This window comes from Streptomyces sp. NPDC057694 (assembly GCF_042799415.1).
Classification (GTDB): domain Bacteria; phylum Actinomycetota; class Actinomycetes; order Streptomycetales; family Streptomycetaceae; genus Streptomyces.
Window position 1 is genome coordinate 380,887 of record NZ_JBHVIX010000005.1, and the last position, 23,942, is coordinate 404,828.

Here is a 23,942-nt window from a genome sequence, read left to right on the forward strand (position 1 = left end):
CACAAAAAAAAAACAAGCCAAAAAAAAGGAGAAAAAACAGGGGGGGGGGGGGGGGGGGGGGGGGGGGGGGGGGGGGGGGGGGGGGGGTGGGTGGCTCCCCCCCCCGCCCCCGGTGGCATGTCCGGGTGCCCTCAGCGGCATGTACGGGCGCCCTCGGGTCCTTTGAGTCAGTGATTCTCGAGCCACGCCAGACCCATGGTCGCCAGCGGTGTCGCGACGCCGAGAGCCATCGCCGCGGCGGTCATTCCCGGCCGGACGTCCCGGTATCCCCGGACTCCTCCATAGGCGACGATCGGAGGAAGGGCGAAGCCCAGCACAAAGCTGTAGTGCCATCCCTCTTCCACGACGAGGAAAATCGTCAAGAACCACCAAGCGGGGACAGATCCCAGGGCGAGCATGCGGCCCCGGGAGAGAAACAGATCGAGGGACTCGCCCTCACCGAACACGCTCACGCCGTACACCACCGGGTCGTCGTCATCGCTGCGGTTGTTGCTGTCGCTCATTTCGGGGAAGTCACAGGGTCACCTCGCCTTTTCGGTGAACGAGTTCGGGGTCGGGCGACCGGGGAATCCGCCGAAAGAAGAGCCGGGGAAACCGAAGGCGAGAATTCCGAATGTTTCCCGAATGGGCTTCCGTGTGGGCGACCGCCTAGCCTTCCGAGCATGGTGATGAACGATATGGGTGACGATCGGCGCCAGCAAGCGTGGGATCGGATCTGGTGGAATCTCACTGGCCTGCTGTGCCTTCTGTCAGGAATGTCCCTGCTGGGATCCTTGGTATCTGTTTTCCTGGGGGATCGGCCGATCTCGGGGATCGTGCTCCGCGTCGCCTGCGCGACCGTCTGCGCTGCGGTCGTGTGGCTGGGCGTGCGGGCGTACCAGGCGCGCGATCGGCGGCGGATGGGGATGGCGTACGGGGGTCTGCTGGTGGGGCTCGCCCTGCTTGTCGGAGCCGGCGCGACGGGGTGAAGGGCCCCGTTCTTGCCGTGGCTGCCTACTGGTGGTCTGTGCGGATGCTCATGCCGGGGCACCGGGTCAATGGTCCACCGCAGCCACCGAGGGAGTGCCCGCGTCCTCGGTCAACAGGCAGCCGAGAAGCGGCGCGAGGACTGCCGTGAGGGCGGTCCAGATCCGCCAGCCACCGTCCAGGGGGATGAGCAGGGCGCCCGTCGCGGCCGTCGCGATCAGCAGCCCGGCCAGGAGGCCCGGCGGTACGGTGCGCGGCCAGAGGCCCCCGAGTTCGAGAAGCCGGATGCGGCGGTCGGCGTCGACAGGGAACGGTCCGCGCGGACGGGCGGCGAACCGGGACGCGACCGAGCGGGGCACGCGGCCGGGCAACTGCCAGCCGTCGTCGGCGACGAACTCCGCTGCGGCCTTGCCGCCGCCCCTGCTGTCGTCCGGGGGGTCCCACAGCAGCCAGCCCTCGTTGCCGGTGAGTACGTCGGCCGCCGCCCCTGCCTTCGCCGAAACCGCCAGAGGAACGTCCTCGCCCGTGTCGGTCCGCAAGGCCAGACACGCGTACCGGTTGGAACTCTTCCCGCTCCCGTTTCCGACCGCGCTCTCGGCCTCCGCCTTTTCCGGCTCGACGTGTTCCGCCTGTCCCGTCACGGTCACCCGCAGAGCGACCCAGTCACAGCCCACGCGGCGCGCACCGCGAGGACGCGAAGCGACCTCCGTTGCCACGGCCAGTGCCAGGCCGACGGCGATGGTCCACGCGACCGCGGCGAAGACGGTGCCCCGGTACGACAGGGCGTGTCCGGTGAGCCGCGCCTCGACGGCCCTGGCCGAGGTGTCGCCGATCGCGCCGAGATCGGGGCGCGCAGGCGCGTGGGCGACTACGTAGGTCCGGCCCACCTCTCTGACGCCCTTGGCGTTGTAAGCGCGGAACGTCGCGGGAACGGCCCTGCCCCTGTCCGCCGACTTCAGCTCAACCGTGTAGTCGGCCATCGTCGAACTCCGCGAACTGCGCCCAGCGAAATCCGTGTTGGCGACAGCGACGATCGCCAGCTCCTCGATCACGTAACCGGCGTCCGCGACAGCGGCGGCCGTCGCCGAACGCTCGGGCTGGGCGAAACCCAGGCCGGCGGTGAACACGGCGGCCGTCACGACAGCGACGGCGACCGACGTGACCCGGATCCAGACCCAACACGTCCCCAGAACAGCGACGGGGAGCGCCGGAACGTCACTCGGCTCCGAACCCGGCTCGCGAACCGACGCCAGCGCCAACTCGTACGACTCCACCCGTGACATCCGCCCACCGGAACGCACCACCTGCCCCGCGGCCGCCAGCACGCAACCGACGAGAACGGCGAGGCCCGCCCACACCAGCGATGCCCTGACCGCCCCCGCTCCCAGGAACAGCCAGCCGCCGGTCATGATGACGAGAGCAGCAGCCCCGCAAACGGAGACCCACCGCCCGAGCCGGACCGATGCCATAGTCACCTGACTTGACCGACTCATCCAAAGGCCCCGAACTTCTGGGTGTCAGGTTTTTGCTCTGCGCCGTGTGCGCCCTTCTTGCTGTCCTTGACGGCGCTTTCCTGAGCGTCCTTCACGCCGTTGCCGACTTCTCCCGCTCCTAGGCCGACAGCACCGTTGATACCGACGTCGATGCCCAACTCACGCGTCCCGCCGAGTGCCGTTGGGGCATTGACGGCGTGATGGGCGGCCGCACCTCCTGCAGCCCCACCCAGTCCGCCGGCGACAGCGCCGATGCCGATCTGGGCGGCGTCGTTGTTCTCGCCCTTGAACGCATTGTTGGTCAGGTCTCCCACGATGCTCGCCCCGGCTCCACCGACGCCGCCGGATAACGTGCCCTCGATGATTCCGCCACCGAGCCGCCCACCGACTGCTGCTCCGACTCCGGCGCCTCCGAGCGCGCCGTACCCGGCGTTGATGGCGTTGTCCTGCCACTCGGGCCCTTTGCCACTGACGATGCTCGTTCCTACTCCTGAGATGAACCCACCCGCGTACTGCGTGCCCATCTCCACCAGGAACTTCTGCCACTTCCCTGCTCTGGCCAAGGTCTGAACCGCACGGAAGGCTCGGGCCACCTTGCTCAGAATGGCACCCAGGCGTGTCGCCGCGCGGGCTGCCTGCGTTGCGAGGCGAACTGCGTTGGCGGCACCGGCCGCAGCGCCGAATCCAACGGTCACGAAAGACAACGCGATACCTGCGGCGACCGAGACACCGATCTCCACATAGATCTGGTGAATCTCGTCATTGATCGCTTCGATGGAATCCGCGGCCTCATCAAGTCCTCTGGCTGCTTCTTCGAACACCGGGAGGGTTTCGTCTACGGCCTGAGTCAGCTCGGCCCAGTGCATCGCGAAAGCGTCAGCCGATTCGCCTCGCCAGTGATCGCAAAGAGTGTTCTCCACCTGCTTGTCGAGCTCGGAGAGCATGGAGTCGAGGTGTTTACCCATGGCCCGCCATTCGCCCGCTGCGTCACGCAACACGTCGGGGCGGCCACCAGGGTTGATGACCTCGATGCCTGCCTCGTAGACGTCTTCGGCCACGCTCTCGCCGCTCACCGTCCATCACCGTGGAACTGGTCCGCCATGGCATCGTCCGCAGATTGTGTGTTGCTGGCGTTGTCCGACATGGCTGCGCCGATGCCGTCCAAGTGGCGTTGGAGGTTGCCGAGCGACTTCACCATGTGCTCGCCCAACTCAATGTAGGCAGAGGTCACCTCTTCGGATTCTGTCAGGACGCCGAACCCGTCGTGGATCTGCTCGCTCCCGGTCCTGGAGCTGAACTTCCTCGCGTAGCTTTCAAGGTCATACGCGCATGCCTCAAAGCTTTTACCAAGCCTCTTGAGTTCAGAACCGTCGATGTACATGCCGTCGGCCACGTCCTCGACCCCCGTCTGCTGGAAGCGGATTCATTGGGCTTTCACGCTAGTGGGCCAGCCATCACCGCTGGAGCGCTGTCAACGACGGGCGAAGGACGATCACCGACTCTGTGGTGCACTCATTTCCGCCAAGCCTCGCGACGGCGAGGCGACCAAGAGGCTGATCAGGCACAGGATCTCAGTGACCGGTCGCTCGCGTCAGTGGCGATCGCGTTCACGAACACCAACCAGGACGACGACTCGGCCCCTCACCCGTTCGATGCCCCATCCAGGCCGGAGCGCCACTCGATCCACGTACAGGGTGCGCCGGGCGGAGGCGGAACGGAGTCCGCAAAGAACGTACGTACGTTCGCTTGCTGCCCTACAGTCGGTGATCGCAGTCGCAGTGCAGGTGGAGAAGGTCATCCGGAGCGGGGGCTTCGCGTCATGCTCAAACAGCTTTATTTGTGGTGCAGTTCGGGAAGGCCGGGGAGACCGAGAAGAGCGGTCGGAGTCCGTCGTGGCCTCTGAATTCGCGCGGCTGCTGAAGCAGGACTTCTCGGACACGGAGGCGTCCGCCACGGCATGGCGCACGCTCTCCACCACGACGGATTCGCTGACGAGTCGTCACAGGTCGCGCGTCACAGGTCCGTTGCACCACTCCTGGAAGGGCGACGACGCCGACAGCGCGCTCTACTTCCTGGAGGACGTCGAGTCGCGGCTGGGCGTGGTCGAGACCGAGGCGATGGCCGTCGCGCGGGTCGTCGACACCACGCGGGTCTGGATGGAGAACGCCCAGACCGCCCTGCGCAATGCCGTACGCCGCGCCGAGCAGGACCATTTCGAGGTCGACGACGACGGCTGGGTGAGCGACCCGACCACCGCCGACCTCCCGCACCAGGACCCCGACGCCCAGCAGATCGTCGCCGACCGCAACGGCCTGCTCGGCGAGTACCGCGCCCGCATCGACGAGGCCCTGACCGACGCACGCAAGGCCAGCGACGACGGCGCGAAGGCGCTCGGCCGGCTGAACGGCGACATCCTCACCGACCCGCTCAGCCACGACGCCGCCGCCGAGTCCGCCGACGACACCAGGCTCGCGATGAAGGACATCGGCGTCCAGGACCCGCAGATCCCCAAGGACGACCCCAAGGGTGCCGCGGCCTGGTGGAAGGCGCTCAGCCCCGAGGAGCGCCAGGAGTACACCACCCTCTACCCGAAGCAGATCGGGTCGACGGACGGACTGCCGACCGACGTACGCGACGACGCGAACCGCACCGCCCTCAACCAGGAGCTCAACGCCCTCCAGGAGGGCAACTACGACGAGGACTTCCCCGGCGAGAGCGACGAGACGGTCAACCAGCGCCTGAAGAACGCCGAGTTGCTGAGCGACCGCCTCGACGCGAGCGACAGTGCGCCCAAGGGCAAGGAGCTGTACCTCATCGGGTACGACTCCAAGGACGACGGCCGGGCCGTCATCGCGATGGGCAACCCGGACACGGCCGACCACACGGGGATCCTCGTGCCGGGGACGAACGCCGACATGGAGGGCGTCCCCGGCCAGCTCAGCCGCATCGACAAGCTCCAGACGTCCGCCGAACGGCAGTCTCACGGCGAGAGCGTCGCCATGATCACCTGGCTCGGCTACGACGCGCCCGAGGCGTCCGCGACCGACTTCGGCAGCGTCGGCGGGACGGGCCGGGCCGAGGACGCCGCACCCGACCTGCGACAGTTCGTCGCGGGCACGCACGCCGCGCACGACGGCTCGCCCAGCCACACCACCGTGCTGGGCCACAGCTACGGCTCGACGGTCGTCGGCGCGGCGGCCGCGGGCGGCAGCGGCCTCGGTGCCGACGACGTGGTGGTCGTGGGCAGCCCCGGCATGACGGTCGACGAGGCGTCCGACCTGCAGATGGACCCGGAGCACGTCTGGGTCGGCGGCGCCGAGGACGACCCGATCATCGACAACTTCTCCGGATACACCCTGGGGGACAACCCCATGAACGCGCCGTTCGGCGGCAACAACTTCGAGGTCGACACCCATGGGCACAGCGGCTACTGGGACGAGGGCAGCGATTCCCTCCGGAACCAGGGATCCATCATCGGCGGCAGGAAGCCCGCGGAGGTCCCCAAGGAAGGAGCGGAGAATCCGGATCCTCCGCTCGTCGCCGGCTAGGACACGTCCTGGGAATCACGCCGCGCGCACGCTGTTCGCTGTCTGCGTCATCCTGCTGACGACTGGAGGTTGTATGTCCAAGAGCGACGACGACGCCAACGCCCCGCTGCCCCGTATGTCGAAGGACGACGCGGTGAAGTGGGCCGAGAAGTACACCGCGCACATGGCCGAGCTGGCGGGTGTCGAGCTCACCGTGTCGTCCGCCAAGACGAACTTCGAAGACTGCGTCGGGGCGAAGGACGAGGTGGCCGAGGACGGCCGCTACAGCCTGTACTACTACGTCGACTCGCCCGCACCGGTCTCGGAGCACACGCGCATCGTGCGCAAGCTCCGCAGCGAGCTCTCCAAGCAGGGCTACGAGGTGACGAGCTACCGGGAGTTCAAGGACTCCTACGAGTCCGCGGCGTTCAGCGCCCGCAACAAGAAGAAGGGCTATTCCGTGGAGGCGGACACGGTCGGCTCCGGCAAGACCAAGCCGCAGGCCTTCAACTTCGCGGTACGTACCTCCTGCATGCTCCCGCCGGGCGTCAAGCAGCAGCAGTTCTGAGAGCCGGACCGGCCGCGGGAGTACCGAAACCGAAGGAAGTCAGTGACGATCCGGAGCAGGCGTCCTTCATCGGCGAGAACCCGCATCCTCTGCGGCGCTCTTGCCGTGTGCGCGACGGTGTCCATGACGGAAGGATGCGCGTCCCAGGACGCCGCCGACCGCGACGCCCCGCTGCCGCGCACGGAGAAGGCCGCGGCTGTGAAGTGGGCGAAGGACCACACCGCCCGACTGGCCGAGGCCGTCGGCGTGGACCTCCTCCCCGACACGGCCAGGACGGTGTTCGAGGAGTGCGTGGGGGAGCACGACGAAGTCGCCGACGACGGTCGCTACAGCCTCTTCTACTACGTCTACTCACCTGCTCCGGCCACGGACCACACCCGCATCGTGCGGACCCTCCGGAGCGAGCTCACGAGGAGCGGGTACGAGATCACCGGGTACCGGGAGTTCAAGAGCGCCTACGAGTCCGCGGTGCTGCGAGCGCGGAACACGAAGAACCGGTACTTCGTGGAGGCCGAGACCGTCGGCTCGGGCAAGGCGAAGCCGCAGCGATTCTCCTTCTCCGTGAGCACCCCCTGCATGCTCCCGCCCGGCGCCGAGCAACAGCAATTCTGAGAACCGACAAGGGGCCGAGGAGCCGAGCATGTCCCAGGAAACGCACGTAGACCCCGCCGAGCTCCGCGCCTCCGCCAAGGCCGCCGACGCGATAGCCGAAGACCTGAAGGCCCCTGCGGACAAGGCGGTCAGAGAGGCCGACACGGCGGGAGGCTCGCTCTCCGGCTGGTCGTTCGGCTCCGCCCTGCAGGAGCTCTCCGCCAGCTGGAAGCCGGCCCTGGACGGCCTCCAGGCCCGCGCCCGGGCCGGAGCGACCAACCTCCGCTCGTCGGCCGACGGCCACGAATGGAACGACGAACGCACCGGCAAGGACTTCGAGAACCTCGGCGCGAACGCGGGAACGAACGCGGCAACGAACGCGGGAACGGCCACCGCGCAGGCCGCACCCGGTGAAATGCCCGCCGTGCTGCGCAGGCCGAGCGACCAGGACGACAACTCCACGTCGCACTCCGTCGGGTCCCCGTCCCAGGGCGGTGCGCCGCTCGATCCGCGTACTCCGTACGGCACCGACATGCCCACGTACGACGGCGGTTCGATCGGCACCCGGCCCACGACGGGCGAGAACCCCTTCGGGTGAGCCGGGGTGACGGAACCACCCTGACCGGCCGCCGCGGAACCGTCAGCGCGTGGATTCTGTACGTGCTGCTCTCACCGCTGCTGCCGGTCTACAACCTGACGAGCCTCGTCGGCGGATACGGCGGCCCCGACTGGCATCTGCCGTCGCGCACGGCCTGGCGCCCCAAGGGCGGCCTCGGGTTGGGGCTCGCGCCGGTGAAGTTCTACGGGATGACCGACAAGTACAAGGTCCGTTCGGCGCGTTTGGATCTGCGGGTGGTGTACGCGCAGGGTGTGTTGCATGAGTGGGACGGCTGAACGCCGTACCGATCGGCCGGGGCGACACCGCCCTCGTCAAACTCCGAACCAGATCACAGACCGGACCGGACCTGAGGAGAAGGAGCCGGCCGAAGGAGGTTGCCTCACCATGGACGAGAATGCCAAGGGATCTCTTGCCGATCGGCGCTCGCGTGCTGTCCGCGGATCCTCGACTCACGTACGCAGTGCAGGACTTGAGCCGTACCTACGGCTACAACTACTTCGACGACGACATGGTGCGGCGGAGTCTCGCCGAGCACGAGGCGTCCCTGCGACGGACATCGCGCGGAGGACTGGTCTGGGTCGGTGCTCTGCTTCTGCTCGTCGGGATCGTCTGGCTCGTGCTGGCCGCGTCCGACAAGCCGGAGAAGATGGCCGCTGCCGTCGCGCCCTCGGCCATCGTGCTGATCCTGGGGGTCGTGGCCCTGACGCGCGTCTATTACGTGGGCAAACGCAAGCTCGGCCACCCCTTCCTCGACGGCTACCGCCACGTTCTCGCCGCGGCCCTCGCGCACGGCGCCCCCGTGACGTTCGTCCCCGCGTGGCTCACCGGCAGTGCTGACGGAGGCGCGCAGGCGGCCCCACTGCCGAGGTACTCGGCGCCCGTTGCCGCTCCCGCCCCTGCCTCCGCCGGTGGAGCCGTGGGACCGCTGCCGCCGAAACCGGCGACGGTCGAGGAGTACGAGCGGATCGCGGAGAAGGGCGGCTGGCACGACGAGGCGGGCGGCGCCCTCGTTCTCGCCGGAGTCATCGGCATCGGTTACGCCGTGTTCCAGGACGCGCCCGCGGCCTACGCGGCGGCCTTGCTCATCCCTCTCGGCATCTGGACGTGGCTGGCCGGTCACCAACTGGGCCAACGACAACAACGACTGTCCGCCGAGGCCCGCCGCTACCTCGACGAACTGGTCAGGGCTCAGGCAGCCGGTGTGCCCGTACCCGAACTCTCGCCGTCACTGAGCAAGTTGCTCGACCGACGCCTCTGAGGATCACGATTCCGGAAGGGAACGAGCACTGATGACGGGTGGACGCCCGAGACGCGTCGGGCGAACCTGGGCCGAGGGGATGGGCTTGGGGCAAGGCGCCATCGTCTCTCGCCACAGCGCCGGAGCGGCCCGGGAGCCGGACGTGTCCGGTTCGTTCGACGAAGCGCGGGGCGAGCATGACAGGTACGGCGGCGACCGCGAGAGCCGTACAGGTACCGGAAGCTCCGGAGGGCCCATGAAAAAGATCGCTCTGTGGGCCGGTCTTGTTCTCTGTGTCGCCTTCATCGCCTGGGTGGCATGGGGGCTTTCCGAGTTCAACCACGACGTCGACAACCCCAAAGAAGGCGGCTTCACAGGTTGGCAGTGCGAGGCCGGACGCGACTGCGATTCGTGAGGGCCGCGCGAGCGACATGCCTCGCCCGGGGTACTCGGCGAGCTGCGGTACGGCACCTTCCGGCTGGTGCGGTCACGGCCGGAGGGCATGCCACTCCTTGGGCTGTACGAGGATCAGCATTCCGGAGCGCGGCAGCATCACGACACCGCCGTAGACGTCGTCCCCGGCGAACTAGACCCAGTCTTCTTGCCCCGCGGGCCAGTGGACGTGGAGGAGCGGGCCGATGCCGGCCATGGTGGGCGACAGGCGGAAACGCGCGGAATCGCCCACCACCGGGCGGGCACAAGGACGTCGTCGTGAAGTATGTGCGGTTCCCTCACAGGCGAAGCCCCGCAGCAGCTCGCCGGCGTCCTGGACAATCTCCGTGACGGCGCCGGGTGGGCTCGGCATTGCCGCGGCGATTTGGAGTACCTGTTGGCGCGATCCGCGTGGGACGCCTGGGTACCTCATTAACGGGGTGGCCCCGGCCTGCGCTGAGGTAGTCCTGTGCAGGTGCCGCCGACGAGTACGTGCTCAGCGGGATTGTGATGGGTTCACCACATAGGACCGTGTATCCGCCACCCTTGTCGCGGAGTTGTGACAGGGAGCACCGGGCGGGGTGTGGGTGCCATTCGATAGGCTAGGGACAGACTTGTGACAGGGGGCCGGACGTACTGCCCCACACGGGGATGAACAGGACTGACGGGACAAACGGGGAGGGCCAAGGGCATGGCCGGTGACGGGTACAAGGTCGATCTAAGTGCGCTCGACAACGTCATCAAGAAGGTGAACGGGATCATCGCCGATCTCGGGAAGACGAGCGAGGACACCAGGAGCAAGACCTACCTTCCGTCGGGTGCGTTGGGCGGCGCCGGGTTCGGCGAGGCTGTGAAGCTGACCGCCGCGCACGACGACATGAAGGGGTCGCTCGAGGACGTTGTCCGGCACCTGGAGTCGGTGATGGACGAATTCGGTGCGAAGACGAAGAGGGCTCACGGGGCGTATCAGGACGCGGAAGCGGACACGGCTGGCGCGCTCCACGGGGCGAGCAACGGCTCGTCCTCGTCCACTGTGCCGACGTCCACTCCTGGATCGATGGCATGACGTACTGGGCGAGTAGCGGACGCGAAGAGGAGACGGGGCAGCGATGAGTGGTGACTACACGTACGAGGCGGATGCGTCCCGGGCTCCGCTCTCCCATACCGGGGACTTCAAGGGCGACCAGACCGTCGACGCTGTAAACGACGCCGTGCATGCGGTGACGAGCGTGTTCGGGGGCGGGGGTGCCAGTCACTCCAGTGACTTCAAGAACCACAGCATGAACGAGATGCAGGACATGCTGCGGAACGCCAACCCGGGCGATGTGCGCAACGCGGCGCGTGGCTGGGAGGGCGTTCATAGCCAACTCGTCGACGCGGCGGCTGCTTACGAGCACGCTGTAACCGAAGTTCTCCAGCACTGGGAGGGCACATCGGCCGACCAGTTCCAAGCCCGGTCGAAGGTCGTCGCGAAGAAGATCCACGACACGTCCACTTTCGCGATCTATGTCTCGCAGTCAATGGACAATGCCGCCACCAAGCTTGAGGAGATCAAGCCTGTGGTCATGGCGATGGAGAAGCCGAGCGAGGTCAGCAGCGCCAAGGACAAGGTGGGCGACTTCTTCTCGGGCGGACGCGACGAGGATGGGCTCGCCAAAGACATCGCCAACACCAACGTGTCTGCGCAGGAGATCGTCGACGGTCGCGGAGGCGATATGTCGGCGGGGCGCGAGGCGCAGATGAAGATGGCTGTGCAGATGGAGGAGCTGGGGGCTGCCTACAACACGCAGACCAAGACGATGGGATCTTGGAAGAAGGCTGGGAGTGTTACCGACAGGGAGGACTACCCGGGCGAGCCTGGTGGCGTAGCCCCTGTCCCGATTGTCGCTGGTTCTGTAACCAACCCTTCCGCTGGCAGGGCCTCCGGAAATCTCAGCCGTTCTTCTACTGGTAGTGGTTCGGGCTCATCGATCAAGAGCGTTAAGTCGCCGAACGTGAGCACCAACGGCATCAGTGGAGGCATCAGCTCGCAGAAGCCCACGGCTGGTTCGCAGATCGGTTCTGGCAACCTCAGCTTTGGCGGCGGTCCAGGCGCTGGATCTGGTGTTGGTGCGGGCACCGGTATCGGCGCAGGCGGTGGCATCAGCGGTGGTGTCGCCGGAGCCGGTGCGGGCGGGAGTGGTGTCGGCGGTGCGGGCATCGGCGGCGGGATCGGTGCCGGTGCTGGTCTCGGCGCAGGTGCCGGAGGCCGTGGTGCTGGTGCGGGCGCTGGAGGGCGCGCCGGAATGGGCGCTGGCGGTGCCGGTTCCGGCGCGGCTGGCAAAGCGGGTGCCAACGGTGTCAAGGGCAACTCGTTGGCTCGCACGAAGGGCGGCGCAATCGGCAAGTCCGTTGTGAAGCCCGGTTCCGGACAGCAGGGTGGCTCCGCCCTCCGCCAGAAGCCGAAGACCGCGACAGGCGGAACTGGAAACAACGCCGGGCGTAATGGCCTTGGCGGGCGCGGTGCTCAGACAAACGGTAAGGACAAGAAGCGCCGTGACAGCTCGCGTCCGGACTATCTGGTCGAGGACGAGCAAACTTGGGCAAACGACCGTACGGTGAACCCCAAGGTCGTGGAGTAGCCAGGTCTGCTGGTTAAGTGTGCGGTGAAGACGAGATAGGGCCCGCAGCCTTCGGGCTGTGGGCCCTGCCCTGTGAGGGATGAGGTGTTACGGCATGAGCTTCACGCGAGCGCTGCGGGCGGTCGGTGCCGCCGGGGCGGCGGGAGCGCTGCTTTTTGCGGCCGCACCGACCGCGTCGGCAGATCAGGTCAGAAACGACCAGTGGGCGTTGTCGGCGTTCTCGGCCGACAAGGTCTGGAGCGAGGCAACTGGCAAGGGTGTCATCGTTGCGGTCATCGACTCCGGCTTCAAGACCGACCACCCAGACCTCACGGGCCAGTTCCTGAAGGGCAAGGATTTCATCGACGGTGGTTCGTCGATCGAGCCTTACATGGCAGGGGACAAGCCCGAGCATGGAACTGCAATGGCATCGATCATCGCTGGGCATGGCCATGGGGCGGGCAATGCTGCTGGAGTGAAGGGACTAGCGCCGGACGTCAAACTCATGCCCATCCGTGATGAGGGTGGGAACGACGACGGCTTCGCTTCGTCCATCCGGTTTGCGGTTGATCAGGGTGCATCGATCATCAACATCTCGCAGATCCACCGGGATTCGAGTTTGCCCGATGGGATCCCAGCGGAACGCGAGGCAGTTGCTTACGCGCTCGACCGCGGCGTTGCAGTCGTGGCTGGCACTGGTAATGACGGTGATGGGCCGCCCATTGCGAATGAAACTTATCCTGCGGCGTATCCCGGAGTGATTTCCGCAGGTGCGATTGACGGTAAGGGCGAGATCTGGAAGAACTCCAACTATGGGCCAACCCTCATCACGGCCCCAGGTGTCGACATCGTGACAGCCGGGCTCGACGCCGATGGCTACGACGGTGGTGGTGGCACCTCTGACGCCACCGCCTACACGTCTGCTGCCCTGGCTCTGCTCAAGCAGAAGTTCCCCGACCTGACTCCCGGGCAACTGGTCAACCGCCTCGTCAAGACCGCCGGCCTCCCCGCCTCCGCGAAGGGCAAGTCGCTCCCCGACGAGCACTACGGCTACGGCTTCATCAAGCCGTACTCCGCCCTCACCCAGGACATCCCGGCCGGCCCCAAGAACGGCCCGCTGAAGATCGACGAGTTGAACTCCGCCATCGCCAAGGCCAAGGGCCAAAGTGAGTCGGCTCCGTCCAGCTCCTCTCCGTCCGGAGCCGCCGACGAGTCCTCTGCCTCCTCGGATTCCGGCGGTATGAGCACGGGGCTGATCATCGCAATCGCCGCCGGCGTCCTCATCGTCCTCGTGATCGTCGTCGTACTGATCGCGCGCAGCCGCAAGAACAACGGCGGCGGCCCGTCCTCGCCCCCCAGTGGCGGTTGGGGCGGCGGCAACCAGCCGTACCCGCCGCAACAGCAGTACCCGGGTTCGTACCCGCAGCAGGCGCCTCCCGCTCAGGGCGGCTCGTACCCACAGGCTCCTTCGCAGCCACCGTACGGCCAGCAGTAGCTGATGTCTTTCCAGCCATCTGTCTGAGTACCAGGCCGGTCGGCGATAGATGAACGAAGCGGGGCCCGCAGTCTTCCGACTGCGGGCCCCGCCCCGTGTACTCAACTCAGTAAGAGACCATGGACGGCGGCTGCGGAGCGCCAACCCCATGTCGCTGTTGCGGTCTGGGAGTCGGCTACTACCACGCGTCACCGGTTCAGGGGAGTGACCGCAGGTTCACATCGGATCCGCTCACACGCAAAGAGCGGCAGGACCTGGAGCACTTCGCCGAGTTGTCAGCTGCCCGTCATGCGTGCAGCTCACCGGTGGTACCACCTTCGTGAACCTGAACCGTGACGACGTCTCCGCGGGGCGGGCGGCCTCCCCGATGGCCGTCCGCCCCGCGCCGCGTCAGTGCCCCATCTTCAGCAGCGCGGAAGCATGCGGATCCGCGTCCTTGATGGTGCCCTTGTCGCTGTTGGCGACCGAGGCCAGGAACAGGGTGCCGTCGTGCCAGTAGGGCATGGCCCAGGTGCTCTGACCGAGGGCGTCGTCGAGGTGGCCGTACGACGCGAGCTGTGATTCGGCGCCGGACTTGGGGTCGAGGCTGACCAGGGAGGCGGGGAGGCCGTTGCCGCCGAAGTTCTTCTCCCGCCAGCCGGTGTCGTCGTGCTTCACGGCCAGGAGTTCGTTCCCGGAGCCCTGGACCAGCGAGTACTCCACGTCGTCCTTGTCTCCCGTGGTCCACAGGCGTTTGCCGCTGTCGAGGTCGTACGCGTCCACGCTCGTCTGGAGGCCGGTGTCGGTCTGGTGCTCGGCGATGTACAGGGTGTCGCCGAGCACCTTCATCGCGGCCTCCGGGTCGCCGGCCGTCGCACCCTCGCGCTGGGCGAAGTAGCTCTCACCGCTCCTGGTGGCATGGGCGGGGCCCAGGACCAGGCTGTCGCTCCTGACCTTGCCGTCGTCCTTGAGGACGGTGTATCCGTTCTCCTTCACGTCCTGGGGGACCCGGACGATGACGGGAGCGGTCGACACGATCGTCGCGTCCTCGCCGTAGTCCCATTCGCCGTCACCCATGGCGTAGGTCCACTTCGCCTTGCCGGTGGCAGGGTCGACACCGGCCGTCGCCGAACTCTGCCCGTCGGGGACGCCGGAGGTCCAGTGCGTCGTGCAGACCTGCACGCGCACCAGTTGCTTGCCGCCGACGTAGCCCTGGCCGTCGCACGGCTTGCCGCCGTACACCCCGTTCTTCGTGTCCTGCCAGAGCTGTTTGCCGGTGCGCAGGTCGTACGCGGTCTGGTCGTTGACCACGACGGTGCCGCCGCTCACCGCGGTGCTGGGGTCGTCGTCGCGCTTCGGGAGCGTGTGCTGCCAGAGCTTCTTGCCGGTCTTGAGGTCGAGGGCGAAGAGGGTGTCGCAGTCGTGGACGGCTCCGGTGGCGAGGACCGCGATGTCCTTGCTGGACACCGAGGAGGCGTGGCAGATCGTGGAGGCGCCCTTGCCCGGTGCGGCCAGGCCCCATTGCAGGTCCCCGCTGCCGATGTCGAGCGCACTGACACCGTCGGTCTGGGCGCGGACGACGGTGTCTCCCGTGAACCAGGTGCCCAGATAGTTCTGCGTGTCGCCCGCGCCTCCGTAGTAGGGCAGGCTCCACTCGACCTCCGCCTTGGTGGGGTCCAGGAGGATCCAGGCCACCGAGCCGAAGACGCCGGACAGGATGACGCTGAGCACCAGCAGGAAGATCATCAAGCCTTTGCCGCGCTTCTTGCCGGACTCGTGGGAGGCCGGATGGAACGGCGTCGGTGTGAACTGCGGCGCCATGAAGTGCTGTTGGGGCACGAACTGCTGTTGGGGCACGAACTGCTGCTGGCCGGGTGCGGGCTGCTGCTGTTGAGGCACGCCGTACTGGTTGGGCGCATACGGTGCGGACGACGGCTGTTGGCCGGGCGCGGGCCCCCAGCCGTTCGGCTGGCCGGGCGTGGTCATGAGATCTGCTTCCTCACGTAGTCGGCCCAGGCGTTCTGGAACTCGTTCAGGCCCATTCCGGTGGCCTTCGTCAGCTGCGCTTCCATCCCCTTGGAGTTCTGGTACTGCTCGGCCACGAAGGCGAGCGCCTTGTCCTCGCCGTACTTCTCTGCGATGAAGCGGATGGCCATCCAGCCCAGGGTGTAGTGCGCGTTGTTCTCCGCGTCGTCCGAGCTGTGGAAGTCGTCGGTGAGGGGGAGCTTTCCGTCGAAGGGGTCGACGTAGCTGCCCGCGTAGTACGCCTTCAGGCCGCGTATGTCGTCGGCCGCCAGCGCCGCGTCGTCGCGCTTCGCCATGTAGTCCGCGAAACCCTCGATCACCCACAACTCGGTCCGACTGTCGGGGCCCGTCAGCGGCTCCACCATGGTGTGCGCCAGTTCGTGGTGGCTGATGTCGAGGACGCTCGCGGCGTAGTCGGGGCGGGTGAACCGGTTGCCCGAGGTGTCCATGACGATGCGGGCGCCGCCGTTCTGCACGTCCACCTTGGCCTTGGTCCCGCCTGCCGTCACCGCCGGCATCTGGATGGAGACGCCCGCCTCGGAGATCGACTCGTCGCCCTCGTCGCCGGTGCCCTCCCGGTACATGTGCTTGTACATCTTGCGGTTCTTCTCGAGCGTGACGACGAAGCCGGGCATCGTGTGGCCGCTCTTGGGGCCCTTGGCCGCCCAGGCCGCGAGATTGTCCTGCGCCGCCTTCTCGATGTACGGGGCGTAGCGACGGGCGTCGGCCACCTGAGCGGAGTCCGACATGATCACGGTGTGCGCCTTGACGGTGACGGCCATCGAGTCGTACGCGTCCCAGGGCGCCGGGTAGTTGATCGTGTCGCCGTAGCCGGGGATCTCCGGAGTGGCCGGCCCCACCGAGGTGACCTTCAGGTCCGCGTCCTCGGTCGTCTTCTCGACCGTCCAGCGGTACCACTCGGCGACGGGGCTGGCGTCGGCCCCCTTCACCTGGTGCACGAACGCCACGTCGACCGATGCCGAGGCGCCCGCCCCGTAGTGGTCCTTGGCCCGGCCCTCGATGGCCAGATACTGGTATTCGGAGACTTGGAACGGGACCTTGCGAAGGTTCGAGAAGAGGGACGCCTGCTTGGTCTTCAGCGCCGGCGAGCCGCCCTCGAACGGCGCGAGATAGGCGCCCTTGTCGTTGCCGGCGAGCGCCTTGGAGTGCTTCTCCAGGAGGCCCGCCATCTCGTCCTGGGTGATCTCCGTGGCCTGCCCGCCCTGGCCCGCCACGGGCAGCGGATCGTCGCCGACCGCCTGGACGATGCCGTACACCATCAGGCCCAGCGCGATGACGGCCACGGCGCCGAAGGCCGCGGTCACCCACTTGAGGACCGGGTGCGCGCCGCGCGGTGCGCGGTTCGGCGGCGCGGCCGGCGCACCCGGCGGGGAGCCCGGTGGCACGGGCGGCGCAGGCGGCGGCATCGACGGCGGTCCGGGTGGCTGCTGCGGGGGATACGACTGCCCGTATCCCTGTGGAGGCTGAAACGACATGGGTCCCTCTGGGCAGGGGGGAACACCCGCCTGTCCCCCGTGACGGCGCTTGTCATGCATCCGACGTAGAGGACGCGAATCATTCTTATCAGACACTTACACGGACCACGCCCTCACTGTCAGCAACGGCGGCCCCAAAGGTTTCCGGGACTGCGGTCCCACGGATCAACGGAGCCTGATCTACGTAGACTTGGCCGACGTCGACGATGAACAACGGGGGCAGCAGTGCCGAAGGCCGATACCGACTGGATGCGGCGGCGCGCCGACGACGTCGATGCCGTCGCGCAGCAGGTGAAGAAGCAGCTCGGTGTCGCCGACGACGCCGAGGGCGAGCTCAGGGCCGGGGCGGCCGGCTGGGCGTTCCTCGACGGCCTCGGGCAGTTGGAGGAGCGCTGGGAGGACCTGAACAAGCTGCTGCGCGACGAGCTCGACAAGGCTGCTGAGAACATCCGGTTCAACGCCGGCTCGTACGACGGGAACGAGAACTTCCTCACCGAGCTGTGGCACGACATCACCAACTGATACCGGTCGACGGCCGGCCGGGACGCAGTCGGCCGGATCACGGGGAGAGCAGCGGGAATGAAGTTCGGCGCGATACTCCGGCTTGAGCTGCACACGTTGCGGGAGGCCGCCGACGACTGGGCGGGCGTCGGCAGAGGCCTGGACGCGGCGGCGGGGGATTTCGCCGCCGGTGTCGCATCCCCGATCGGCGGCAAGGCGCACTGGGAGGGCAAGGACGCCGACGAGGCCGCCGCCACCTGCGACGGCATCCGGCTCGACATCGAGGCCGTCGCGAAGGAGGCGCGGGCGCTCGGACGGTACCTGTCCGACGTCGTCTCCGGCAGCGGCGACGGCCTCGGCAGCGGCAACCTCACCGATCTCCAGCGCGACGCCCACGACCTCCTGGCGGAGATCACCGGCGAGGGCATGACCGTCGACGAGGAGAACAACACCGTGCGCTGGGCCGCCGTCACCGGCCCGAACCCGTCGCCCGAGGTGCGCGAGCAGGTGGACGAGATGCGGCGGAAGGCCGACGGCTTCACCGGGCGCGTCACGGCTCTGTGCGCCAAGGCCGACTCCCTCGACGCGTCGCTGGCCGCGGTGCTGCCGGTGATCTTCGGGACCAAGGACACGTTCCGCACCGAGAACCGTCAAGTGACCGACGGGCGGGCCGGGTTGGAGGACCGCTGGACCGAGGCGCAGATGGCCGTCGTGTCGAAGATGCTGCGCCACAAATTCGGCTACGACGACGCCGCCGACCTCCTCGACCACTTCCTGGAGGGCGGCGGTGAACCGTACGAGATCGACGCCGACGACCTGCTTGCGGACTGCCCGCCGTTCCAGAAGGACGTACAGACGTCGCTGGCACAGGTCGCGGCGGGCGACCGGCCGGAGGGGGCTTTCAGCACCGAGTGGGCCGCGAGCGACTCCGGGTTCGAGTCCGAGGCGCAGCGCAACTGGTACTACGGGCTCTACCACTTCCAGTACCGGCTCGTCGGTACGAAGGACGGCGGCGAGATTTCGTACCACGTGGAGGTCCGCAAGCGCTACGACTGGGGCACCCCGAGCGAGCACCGCGGCGACCTGGAGAAGAGCCTCGCCGGGTACGAGGTGGTGGACATCGAGCAGGCGGACGTGGCGGAGCTCAACCGGGTCGGCCTTGCGCAGGACTTCGACGTGCACGGGACGACGGGCGAGCGGACCGGCCGGTACTAGCGGACGGACCGGTACTGGCGGACCGGCCGGTACTGGGTGAGTTGTGAGAGGTTCCGGGTGATGGCCTGACCACGGTTGACCCGTTGTTCGGGTGACTGGGTAAACTCGTGGCAAATCCGCGTCAGTTGAGGTGTACGAGGTCGCGGGGGCACGGTGCTACGGGAAAACGGGGGACGGCGTCGTGGCGATGATGTTGCCGGATGAGTTGGCCTGGGTGTTGGAGATGCTCGGCTTCGACTGGCCGACTGCCAATGAGGATCATCTGACGCAGTGTGCGGCGACGTGGCGGGATTTTGGTTCGCAGGTTGGTGACATTCAGGCGTCGGCGGTGCGGTCGGCGGGGAATGTCACGGCGGACAATTACGGCGATTCGATCGATGCGTTTGTGGAGAAGTGGCAGGACTTCTCGGGTGGTTCGGGTTATTTGGATGATGCCCGGCAGGCTGCGGAGATGATCGCGTTCGTCTTCGACACGGCGGCGGTGTTGGTGATCGCGATGAAGATCGCGGTGATCATTCAGTTGACGGTGTTGGCGATTCAGATTGCGATCGCGGCGGCGACGGCGGTGGTGACGTTCGGGTTGTCGGGTGCGGCGTCGGCTGCGTTGTCGCAGGTGACGCGGGTTGCGGTGCGGAAGATTCTCAAGGAGACGGCGGAGGCGATCCTTGAGGCGGTGCTGGAGGCGGTGAAGGAGCCGTTCGTCTCTGCGTTGGAGGAGATGAGCAAGGACCTGATCGCGCAGACGGTGAACCAGGGGTTTGGTGCGCAGGATGGTTACAACCTGGGGCGTACGGCGAATGCGGGTACGACGGCGGTGAAGGACGGGTTCTCCAACTTCGGTTCGACGTTGGGGGAGTCGTTGCGGGATGGTGCTGGTGGGCGTGCGGGGCATCATGCGCGTGGCGGGCTGGATCACGCGGCAGGCAACTCGGGCCACGGCGGGTCGGACTCCGGCTCGGGCAGCGGTGATGGTGGGTCTGGGTCCGGGTCTGGGTCTGGGTCTGGGTCCGGGTCGTCGGGGTCGGGTGCCGATGGCGGATCGGGGTCGGGGTCGGGTTCCGGATCGGGTTCCGGGGGGTCGGATTCCGGATCCGGGTCCGGGACCGGCGGTAGTTCGGGTGCCGGGTCCGGTGGCGGAAGCGGGTCCGCCGGGTCCGGCAGCACTGGTGGCGGCAGCGGTTCCGGCGGTACGTCGGCCGGTTCGCATTCGGGGTCGGGCTCGGGGTCGGGCTCGGGTTCCGGTTCGCATGCGAGTTCTGGGTCCGGTGACGGCGGCGGTGGTACCGGGGACTCCGGTTCGTCGTCTTCCTCGTCGGCGTCCTCGGAGGCCGGGACCGGGTCCGGGAGTGACGGTGGCCAGGTGCGGACCACCGCGGCTGCCTCCGGCGACACCGGTGGAGGCTCCTCGGGCACGTCGTCCACAAGTGCAAGTGCAAGTGCAAGTGCAAGTGCAAGTGCAAGTGCGGGTACGGGCGCGGATGCCGGTAGCGGGCACTCCTCGGCGGACAGCAACAGGCCGTTGACGCCGTTCGACGCTGGATACCACGAGCAGCAGGCCGCCGCGAACACCTCTGTGCAGACCGAGACCGGTGGCGCCGACGGGTCTTCGGGTTCCTCGGGCCCGCAGCGCGATTCCGGTGCTGCCGGTAACTCGTCGCCGGAGTCGCATTCCGGGCCCGAGACACGCGCCGCGGCCGATACGTCGACGGCCTCGCCGACACCATCGCCGTCGGGCGCGAGCGCGCAGCACATCAACACGTCGTCGGAGAGCGCCGTGACGGCCCAGGACACCAATGGGCCCCAGTCCCCGGGCTCCGCGCACACGCCGTCGCAGGGGAGCCCGCACGATCCGTCGGCCGGGCAGGACCCGCGCACGCAGGTTCAGCAGCCCGCCGCGGCCCAGGCGGGCACGCCCACGTCCACCGACCCATCGCCGTCCAACACGTCGTCGCCGTCGAATACGACGCAGGGCGCCACACCTGGCACCACACCGGGGTCCACACCGGGTTCCACTCCGAACTCGACGCCGAGCGGGGGCCCGAGCACGAATGCGAGTACGAGTACGGGATCCAGCCCCGGCTCGCCCTCGCGTACATCGGCGCCGACGTTCCACGCGCAGAGTGTCACCACGACCGAGGCGCCCGCGTCCTCGACGTCCACCCGGCCCGGACCCACGCCGACGTCCACCACGAACGGTGATCCGGGTCCGGCGACGAACATCCCCAACCAGAGCCCCCAGACAGGTCCGACGCCGGCTACGGGCACGCAGCCCGGCACGCCGAACCAGGGACCGGCGCGCCCGGCGACGTCGACGAACACTCCACCCCGTACCGACACTCCGCAGCGCACCAACCCCACGCAGACGCCTGCCCAGGCACCCGCCGCGCCCACCAGGCAGGCGCCCACGCAGACGCCGACGCGGCAGCCCACCCAGACCCCCACGCCCAACAACCCGGCCCCGAACCCGACCCCGGCCCCGAACCCGACGCCCTCGCCTGGGCAGGCTCCGGCCGGTGTACCGAGCCAGGCCACCCCTGCGAATCCCGCGCACACGAGCCCGGCGGGCGTGTATGCCATGCCCGGCACCGACTCCACCCCGCATCCGAACGGCAAGCCCCAGAACCAGCAGCCCGGCCCCACCCCCGACGACGGGACGCCGGCCACTCCGGCACCGGACCCGAAACCGCCGACGCCCCCACCGCTGTCGCAGGGCCAGAGCCTTCAGGAGATACGGGACAGCCTGAACCACGCCCCGTACGGTCTCCTTCCTCCGGACCCGGCCGACCAACAGGCCCTCCTGAACGCGGTTCCGCGCAACCCCGACGGCACCCCGCAACGTCACCCGGACCCGAACGGGAACTGGGCGCAGCTCCAGAACGACGGCGGCATCAGCCAGCCCGGCCGCTCCAACAACTGTCTGGACAACGCCCGCTCGGGCCTGTCGACCTGGTTCGGCGACCCGCAGGTCGCCGCTCCTCGCACGCCGGACAAGAACGCGGACGGCACCCTCGACACGATGTCGCCCGAGCGTGACTCGTACAACAACCTCGACGCCTGGGCGGGCCGTCCCCAGATCTGGGCCGGTGACGACCACCCCAACCCGTACGGCCGGATCGCCCAGCAACTCCAGCAGGCCGGACCGGGCTCCGCGGCCGTGGTCGGCGTGCAGTGGCCCGGCGGCGGCGGACACGCCTTCAACGTCTACAACCACAACGGCAACATCATCTGGGTCGACCACCAGACCGGCCAGGTCTCACCCAACCCCATCCACACCGGCGCCGCAGGTGTCCGCTACGTCCCCTTCGACTCCAACGGGCAGACGATGAAAGCCCCTTGGGAGAATCAGGAGAGTTCGACGACGTCTGACGGGACGACGACGTCTGACGGGACGACGACGTCTGACGGGACGACGACGTCTGACGGGACGACGTCCGATACGACGACATCCGATGGGACGCCGGGTGATACGTCGAATGCGACGCCGAGTGCCACTACGGCCGATGGGACGCCGGGCGATACGTCGAATGCGACGCCCAGCGCCACTACGCCCGATGTGACGCCAGGCGATACGTCCAACGCGACGCCCGGCACCTCGCCGTCCAATGCGACGTCGGACGATACGTCGTCCAACGCGACGCCGAGTGCCACGACGTCCGACGGGACACCGGGCGATACGTCCACCGCGACGCCGTCCACTGCGACGCCGGACGACGCTTCCAATACGACGCCGAGTGCCACGACACCCGCTGCCGCGCCGGGCGATACGTCCACAGCAACGCCCAGCCCCACGCCGTCCACCGCAACGCCCAGCCCCACGACGCCGGGTGACTCCTCAACCACAACGCCCCCCACAACACCCGCCAACACCCCCGGCACGCCCCAAGCCGGCCCGCAGCCCACTTCGGCATCGCCCACCCAGGCATCGCCCACCCAGCCGTCGCCCACCCAGCCATCCCCCACCCCACCGTCCCCCGCCCCGACAGCCCCGTCCCAGACAGGGCAGACCCCGGGCTACGGTGCGCCGTCGAAGCATCCCCATCCTGATGGCGACGATGCTCCCGAACCGGCGCCGAAGAAGCCGAAGCGTCAGCCCCCGGTTCCGCTGCCGCCGGAGGGGGACGGGTCGACTCCGTACGGGGATCGGCAGCCGGACGACAAGAAGCACAGCCACTACAACATGCTGCCGGAAGGGTCGCAGGACACTCTTCGGCACAGTCATGCGGTGTCCCAGATCGACACCGATGTCACGCACGAGCACCTGCGGAACTGGCTGGACGAGGGAAACCTGGCCCAGGTGTTGGACCCGGCCGCCCGAGAGAACGGCAAGACGGGTCCCTACACGCATGACGAGCTCTCCAGGGCCCTCCCGGGATTCGACGACCTGTCGCCCTCCGAGCGAGGCGAAGTCGTCGCGACCCTGGCTCGTCTGAGTCTGAACTTCCATCGGGACAACGCGGTCGGACACAACGCTTTCGGGGTGCCCCCGGCGAACCTGAATCCCCCTTACGCGAACCCGCCGTCCGGGCTCCCGACGCAGAACGACATATCGCGAGGCGTTCACTACCACGCCCAAGCCGACATGTTCGGTACGAAGAGCAACGGCAAGGCCAGCCCCAGCCGCCAGGCGTACGAACACGCCCAGGAGACGTACGGCCCGGCGATCGTCCATCAGATGCGTACGACGGAGGGGGCGGGAACCAGCGGAAACCGTCCCGACTTCACCGCCCGCAACTACGCCGTCGTCGAGGTCTTCAACCCGGACGACAACCAGACGTACTACCTGGTGGACAGTTCGATCCCGCAGCAGACACCGGACGAGGCCCACTCCGAACCTCACCTCGGCAACTATCTGGACCTGGTCAATGCACATCGCGCGACCTCCGGACTCGACCCGATCGACGCACGCAACCTGTATACGGAGCGTGAGCCCTGCGGGGACAAGTCCGGGCTGCCGAAAGCGGACTGCTCGAAATACATTCACGGTGCGGCGGTGTTCGACGGAGTTCCCGTCGGATACGCCACTGGATTCCGTAAGGGAGCCCTGGAGGCGGGCGCGACGGCCAAGAAGAGTCAGATCCAGCGGAGTTTCGGCCGGGATTTCCAGGACAATCTCAACCGGAAGATAGAGCTCTGGATGGAACTCAGAGGCGCGACGCCCCTGGAAGACGCCGATCAGTAGCTCCGGCGCCGCCGCTGAC

20 protein-coding genes are annotated in these 23,942 nt (G+C 67.8%); 14 read left to right on the plus strand and 6 right to left on the minus strand.

Features of this window, described 5'->3' with window-relative positions:
• Nucleotides 1–167 precede the first annotated feature (167 nt).
• Nucleotides 168–503 (minus strand): hypothetical protein, encoded by a 336-nt coding sequence (locus ACFVDP_RS15980; RefSeq protein ID WP_383489412.1) that lies wholly within the window; start codon nucleotides 501–503, stop codon nucleotides 168–170.
• Between the two features lie 159 nt (nucleotides 504–662).
• Between ACFVDP_RS15980 and ACFVDP_RS15985 the strand changes: the two genes are divergently transcribed.
• Nucleotides 663–968, plus strand: a complete 306-nt coding sequence (locus tag ACFVDP_RS15985; protein WP_383489415.1) for a hypothetical protein — start codon at nucleotides 663–665, stop codon at nucleotides 966–968.
• 66 nt (nucleotides 969–1,034) lie between these two features.
• Here ACFVDP_RS15985 and ACFVDP_RS15990 read toward each other — a convergent pair whose 3' ends face one another.
• The 3 genes from ACFVDP_RS15990 to ACFVDP_RS16000 all read right to left on the minus strand — a co-directional run bounded on the left by ACFVDP_RS15990 (nucleotide 1,035) and on the right by ACFVDP_RS16000 (nucleotide 3,852).
• Nucleotides 1,035–2,375, minus strand: coding sequence for a hypothetical protein (locus ACFVDP_RS15990; protein WP_383489418.1), 1,341 nt, complete (start codon nucleotides 2,373–2,375; stop codon nucleotides 1,035–1,037).
• Between the two features lie 80 nt (nucleotides 2,376–2,455).
• Complete coding sequence (locus ACFVDP_RS15995) at nucleotides 2,456–3,532, minus strand: WXG100 family type VII secretion target (RefSeq protein WP_383489421.1); 1,077 nt, start codon at nucleotides 3,530–3,532, stop codon at nucleotides 2,456–2,458.
• Complete coding sequence (locus tag ACFVDP_RS16000) at nucleotides 3,529–3,852, minus strand: hypothetical protein (RefSeq protein ID WP_383489423.1); 324 nt, start codon at nucleotides 3,850–3,852, stop codon at nucleotides 3,529–3,531. The genes ACFVDP_RS15995 and ACFVDP_RS16000 overlap by 4 nt, the downstream gene beginning before the upstream one ends.
• Nucleotides 3,853–4,351: 499 nt before the next feature.
• On the opposite strand from ACFVDP_RS16000, the gene ACFVDP_RS16005 reads away from it, so the two are divergent.
• From ACFVDP_RS16005 to ACFVDP_RS16050, 10 genes are all read left to right on the plus strand, one after another.
• Nucleotides 4,352–6,007, plus strand: a complete 1,656-nt coding sequence (locus ACFVDP_RS16005; RefSeq protein ID WP_383489426.1) for an alpha/beta hydrolase — start codon at nucleotides 4,352–4,354, stop codon at nucleotides 6,005–6,007.
• 73 nt (nucleotides 6,008–6,080) lie between these two features.
• A complete protein-coding gene (locus tag ACFVDP_RS16010) occupies nucleotides 6,081–6,554 on the plus strand; it encodes a hypothetical protein (RefSeq protein ID WP_383489429.1) in 474 nt (157 codons plus the stop codon).
• A gap of 123 nt (nucleotides 6,555–6,677) precedes the next feature.
• Nucleotides 6,678–7,166 (plus strand): hypothetical protein, encoded by a 489-nt coding sequence (locus ACFVDP_RS16015; RefSeq protein WP_383489432.1) that lies wholly within the window; start codon nucleotides 6,678–6,680, stop codon nucleotides 7,164–7,166.
• A 28-nt stretch (nucleotides 7,167–7,194) separates the two neighbouring features.
• Complete coding sequence (locus tag ACFVDP_RS16020) at nucleotides 7,195–7,743, plus strand: type VII secretion target (protein ID WP_383489435.1); 549 nt, start codon at nucleotides 7,195–7,197, stop codon at nucleotides 7,741–7,743.
• A complete protein-coding gene (locus ACFVDP_RS16025; protein ID WP_383489438.1) occupies nucleotides 7,740–8,039 on the plus strand; it encodes a hypothetical protein in 300 nt (99 codons plus the stop codon). Before ACFVDP_RS16020 ends, ACFVDP_RS16025 begins: the two co-directional genes overlap by 4 nt.
• A 185-nt stretch (nucleotides 8,040–8,224) precedes the next feature.
• The gene (locus ACFVDP_RS16030) at nucleotides 8,225–9,022 is read left to right on the plus strand and encodes a hypothetical protein (RefSeq protein WP_383489440.1); all 798 of its coding nucleotides are present in this window, start codon (nucleotides 8,225–8,227) and stop codon (nucleotides 9,020–9,022) included.
• 142 nt (nucleotides 9,023–9,164) lie between these two features.
• Nucleotides 9,165–9,416 (plus strand): hypothetical protein, encoded by a 252-nt coding sequence (locus ACFVDP_RS16035; RefSeq protein ID WP_383489443.1) that lies wholly within the window; start codon nucleotides 9,165–9,167, stop codon nucleotides 9,414–9,416.
• 708 nt (nucleotides 9,417–10,124) lie between these two features.
• Nucleotides 10,125–10,499, plus strand: a complete 375-nt coding sequence (locus ACFVDP_RS16040; RefSeq protein ID WP_383489445.1) for a hypothetical protein — start codon at nucleotides 10,125–10,127, stop codon at nucleotides 10,497–10,499.
• Nucleotides 10,500–10,542: 43 nt separating this feature from the next.
• A complete protein-coding gene (locus tag ACFVDP_RS16045) occupies nucleotides 10,543–12,054 on the plus strand; it encodes a WXG100 family type VII secretion target (RefSeq protein ID WP_383489448.1) in 1,512 nt (503 codons plus the stop codon).
• 94 nt (nucleotides 12,055–12,148) lie between these two features.
• Nucleotides 12,149–13,528 carry a S8 family serine peptidase gene (locus ACFVDP_RS16050; RefSeq protein WP_383489451.1) on the plus strand — a complete coding sequence of 460 codons (1,380 nt, stop codon included), beginning with the start codon at nucleotides 12,149–12,151 and terminating at the stop codon, nucleotides 13,526–13,528.
• Nucleotides 13,529–13,918: 390 nt separating this feature from the next.
• Here ACFVDP_RS16050 and ACFVDP_RS16055 read toward each other — a convergent pair whose 3' ends face one another.
• Both ACFVDP_RS16055 and ACFVDP_RS16060 read right to left on the minus strand, forming a co-directional pair.
• The gene (locus ACFVDP_RS16055) at nucleotides 13,919–15,493 is read right to left on the minus strand and encodes a PQQ-binding-like beta-propeller repeat protein (protein WP_383489453.1); all 1,575 of its coding nucleotides are present in this window, start codon (nucleotides 15,491–15,493) and stop codon (nucleotides 13,919–13,921) included.
• The gene (locus tag ACFVDP_RS16060; protein WP_383489456.1) at nucleotides 15,490–16,959 is read right to left on the minus strand and encodes a hypothetical protein; all 1,470 of its coding nucleotides are present in this window, start codon (nucleotides 16,957–16,959) and stop codon (nucleotides 15,490–15,492) included. The genes ACFVDP_RS16055 and ACFVDP_RS16060 overlap by 4 nt, the downstream gene beginning before the upstream one ends.
• Before the next feature lie 294 nt (nucleotides 16,960–17,253).
• On the opposite strand from ACFVDP_RS16060, the gene ACFVDP_RS16065 reads away from it, so the two are divergent.
• The 3 genes from ACFVDP_RS16065 to ACFVDP_RS16075 all read left to right on the plus strand — a co-directional run bounded on the left by ACFVDP_RS16065 (nucleotide 17,254) and on the right by ACFVDP_RS16075 (nucleotide 23,923).
• Nucleotides 17,254–17,550 carry a hypothetical protein gene (locus ACFVDP_RS16065; RefSeq protein ID WP_383489459.1) on the plus strand — a complete coding sequence of 99 codons (297 nt, stop codon included), beginning with the start codon at nucleotides 17,254–17,256 and terminating at the stop codon, nucleotides 17,548–17,550.
• Between the two features lie 57 nt (nucleotides 17,551–17,607).
• Nucleotides 17,608–18,744, plus strand: a complete 1,137-nt coding sequence (locus tag ACFVDP_RS16070) for a hypothetical protein (RefSeq protein ID WP_383489462.1) — start codon at nucleotides 17,608–17,610, stop codon at nucleotides 18,742–18,744.
• A gap of 187 nt (nucleotides 18,745–18,931) precedes the next feature.
• The gene (locus ACFVDP_RS16075) at nucleotides 18,932–23,923 is read left to right on the plus strand and encodes a toxin glutamine deamidase domain-containing protein (protein WP_383489569.1); all 4,992 of its coding nucleotides are present in this window, start codon (nucleotides 18,932–18,934) and stop codon (nucleotides 23,921–23,923) included.
• The last annotated feature ends 19 nt before the right edge of the window (nucleotides 23,924–23,942 follow it).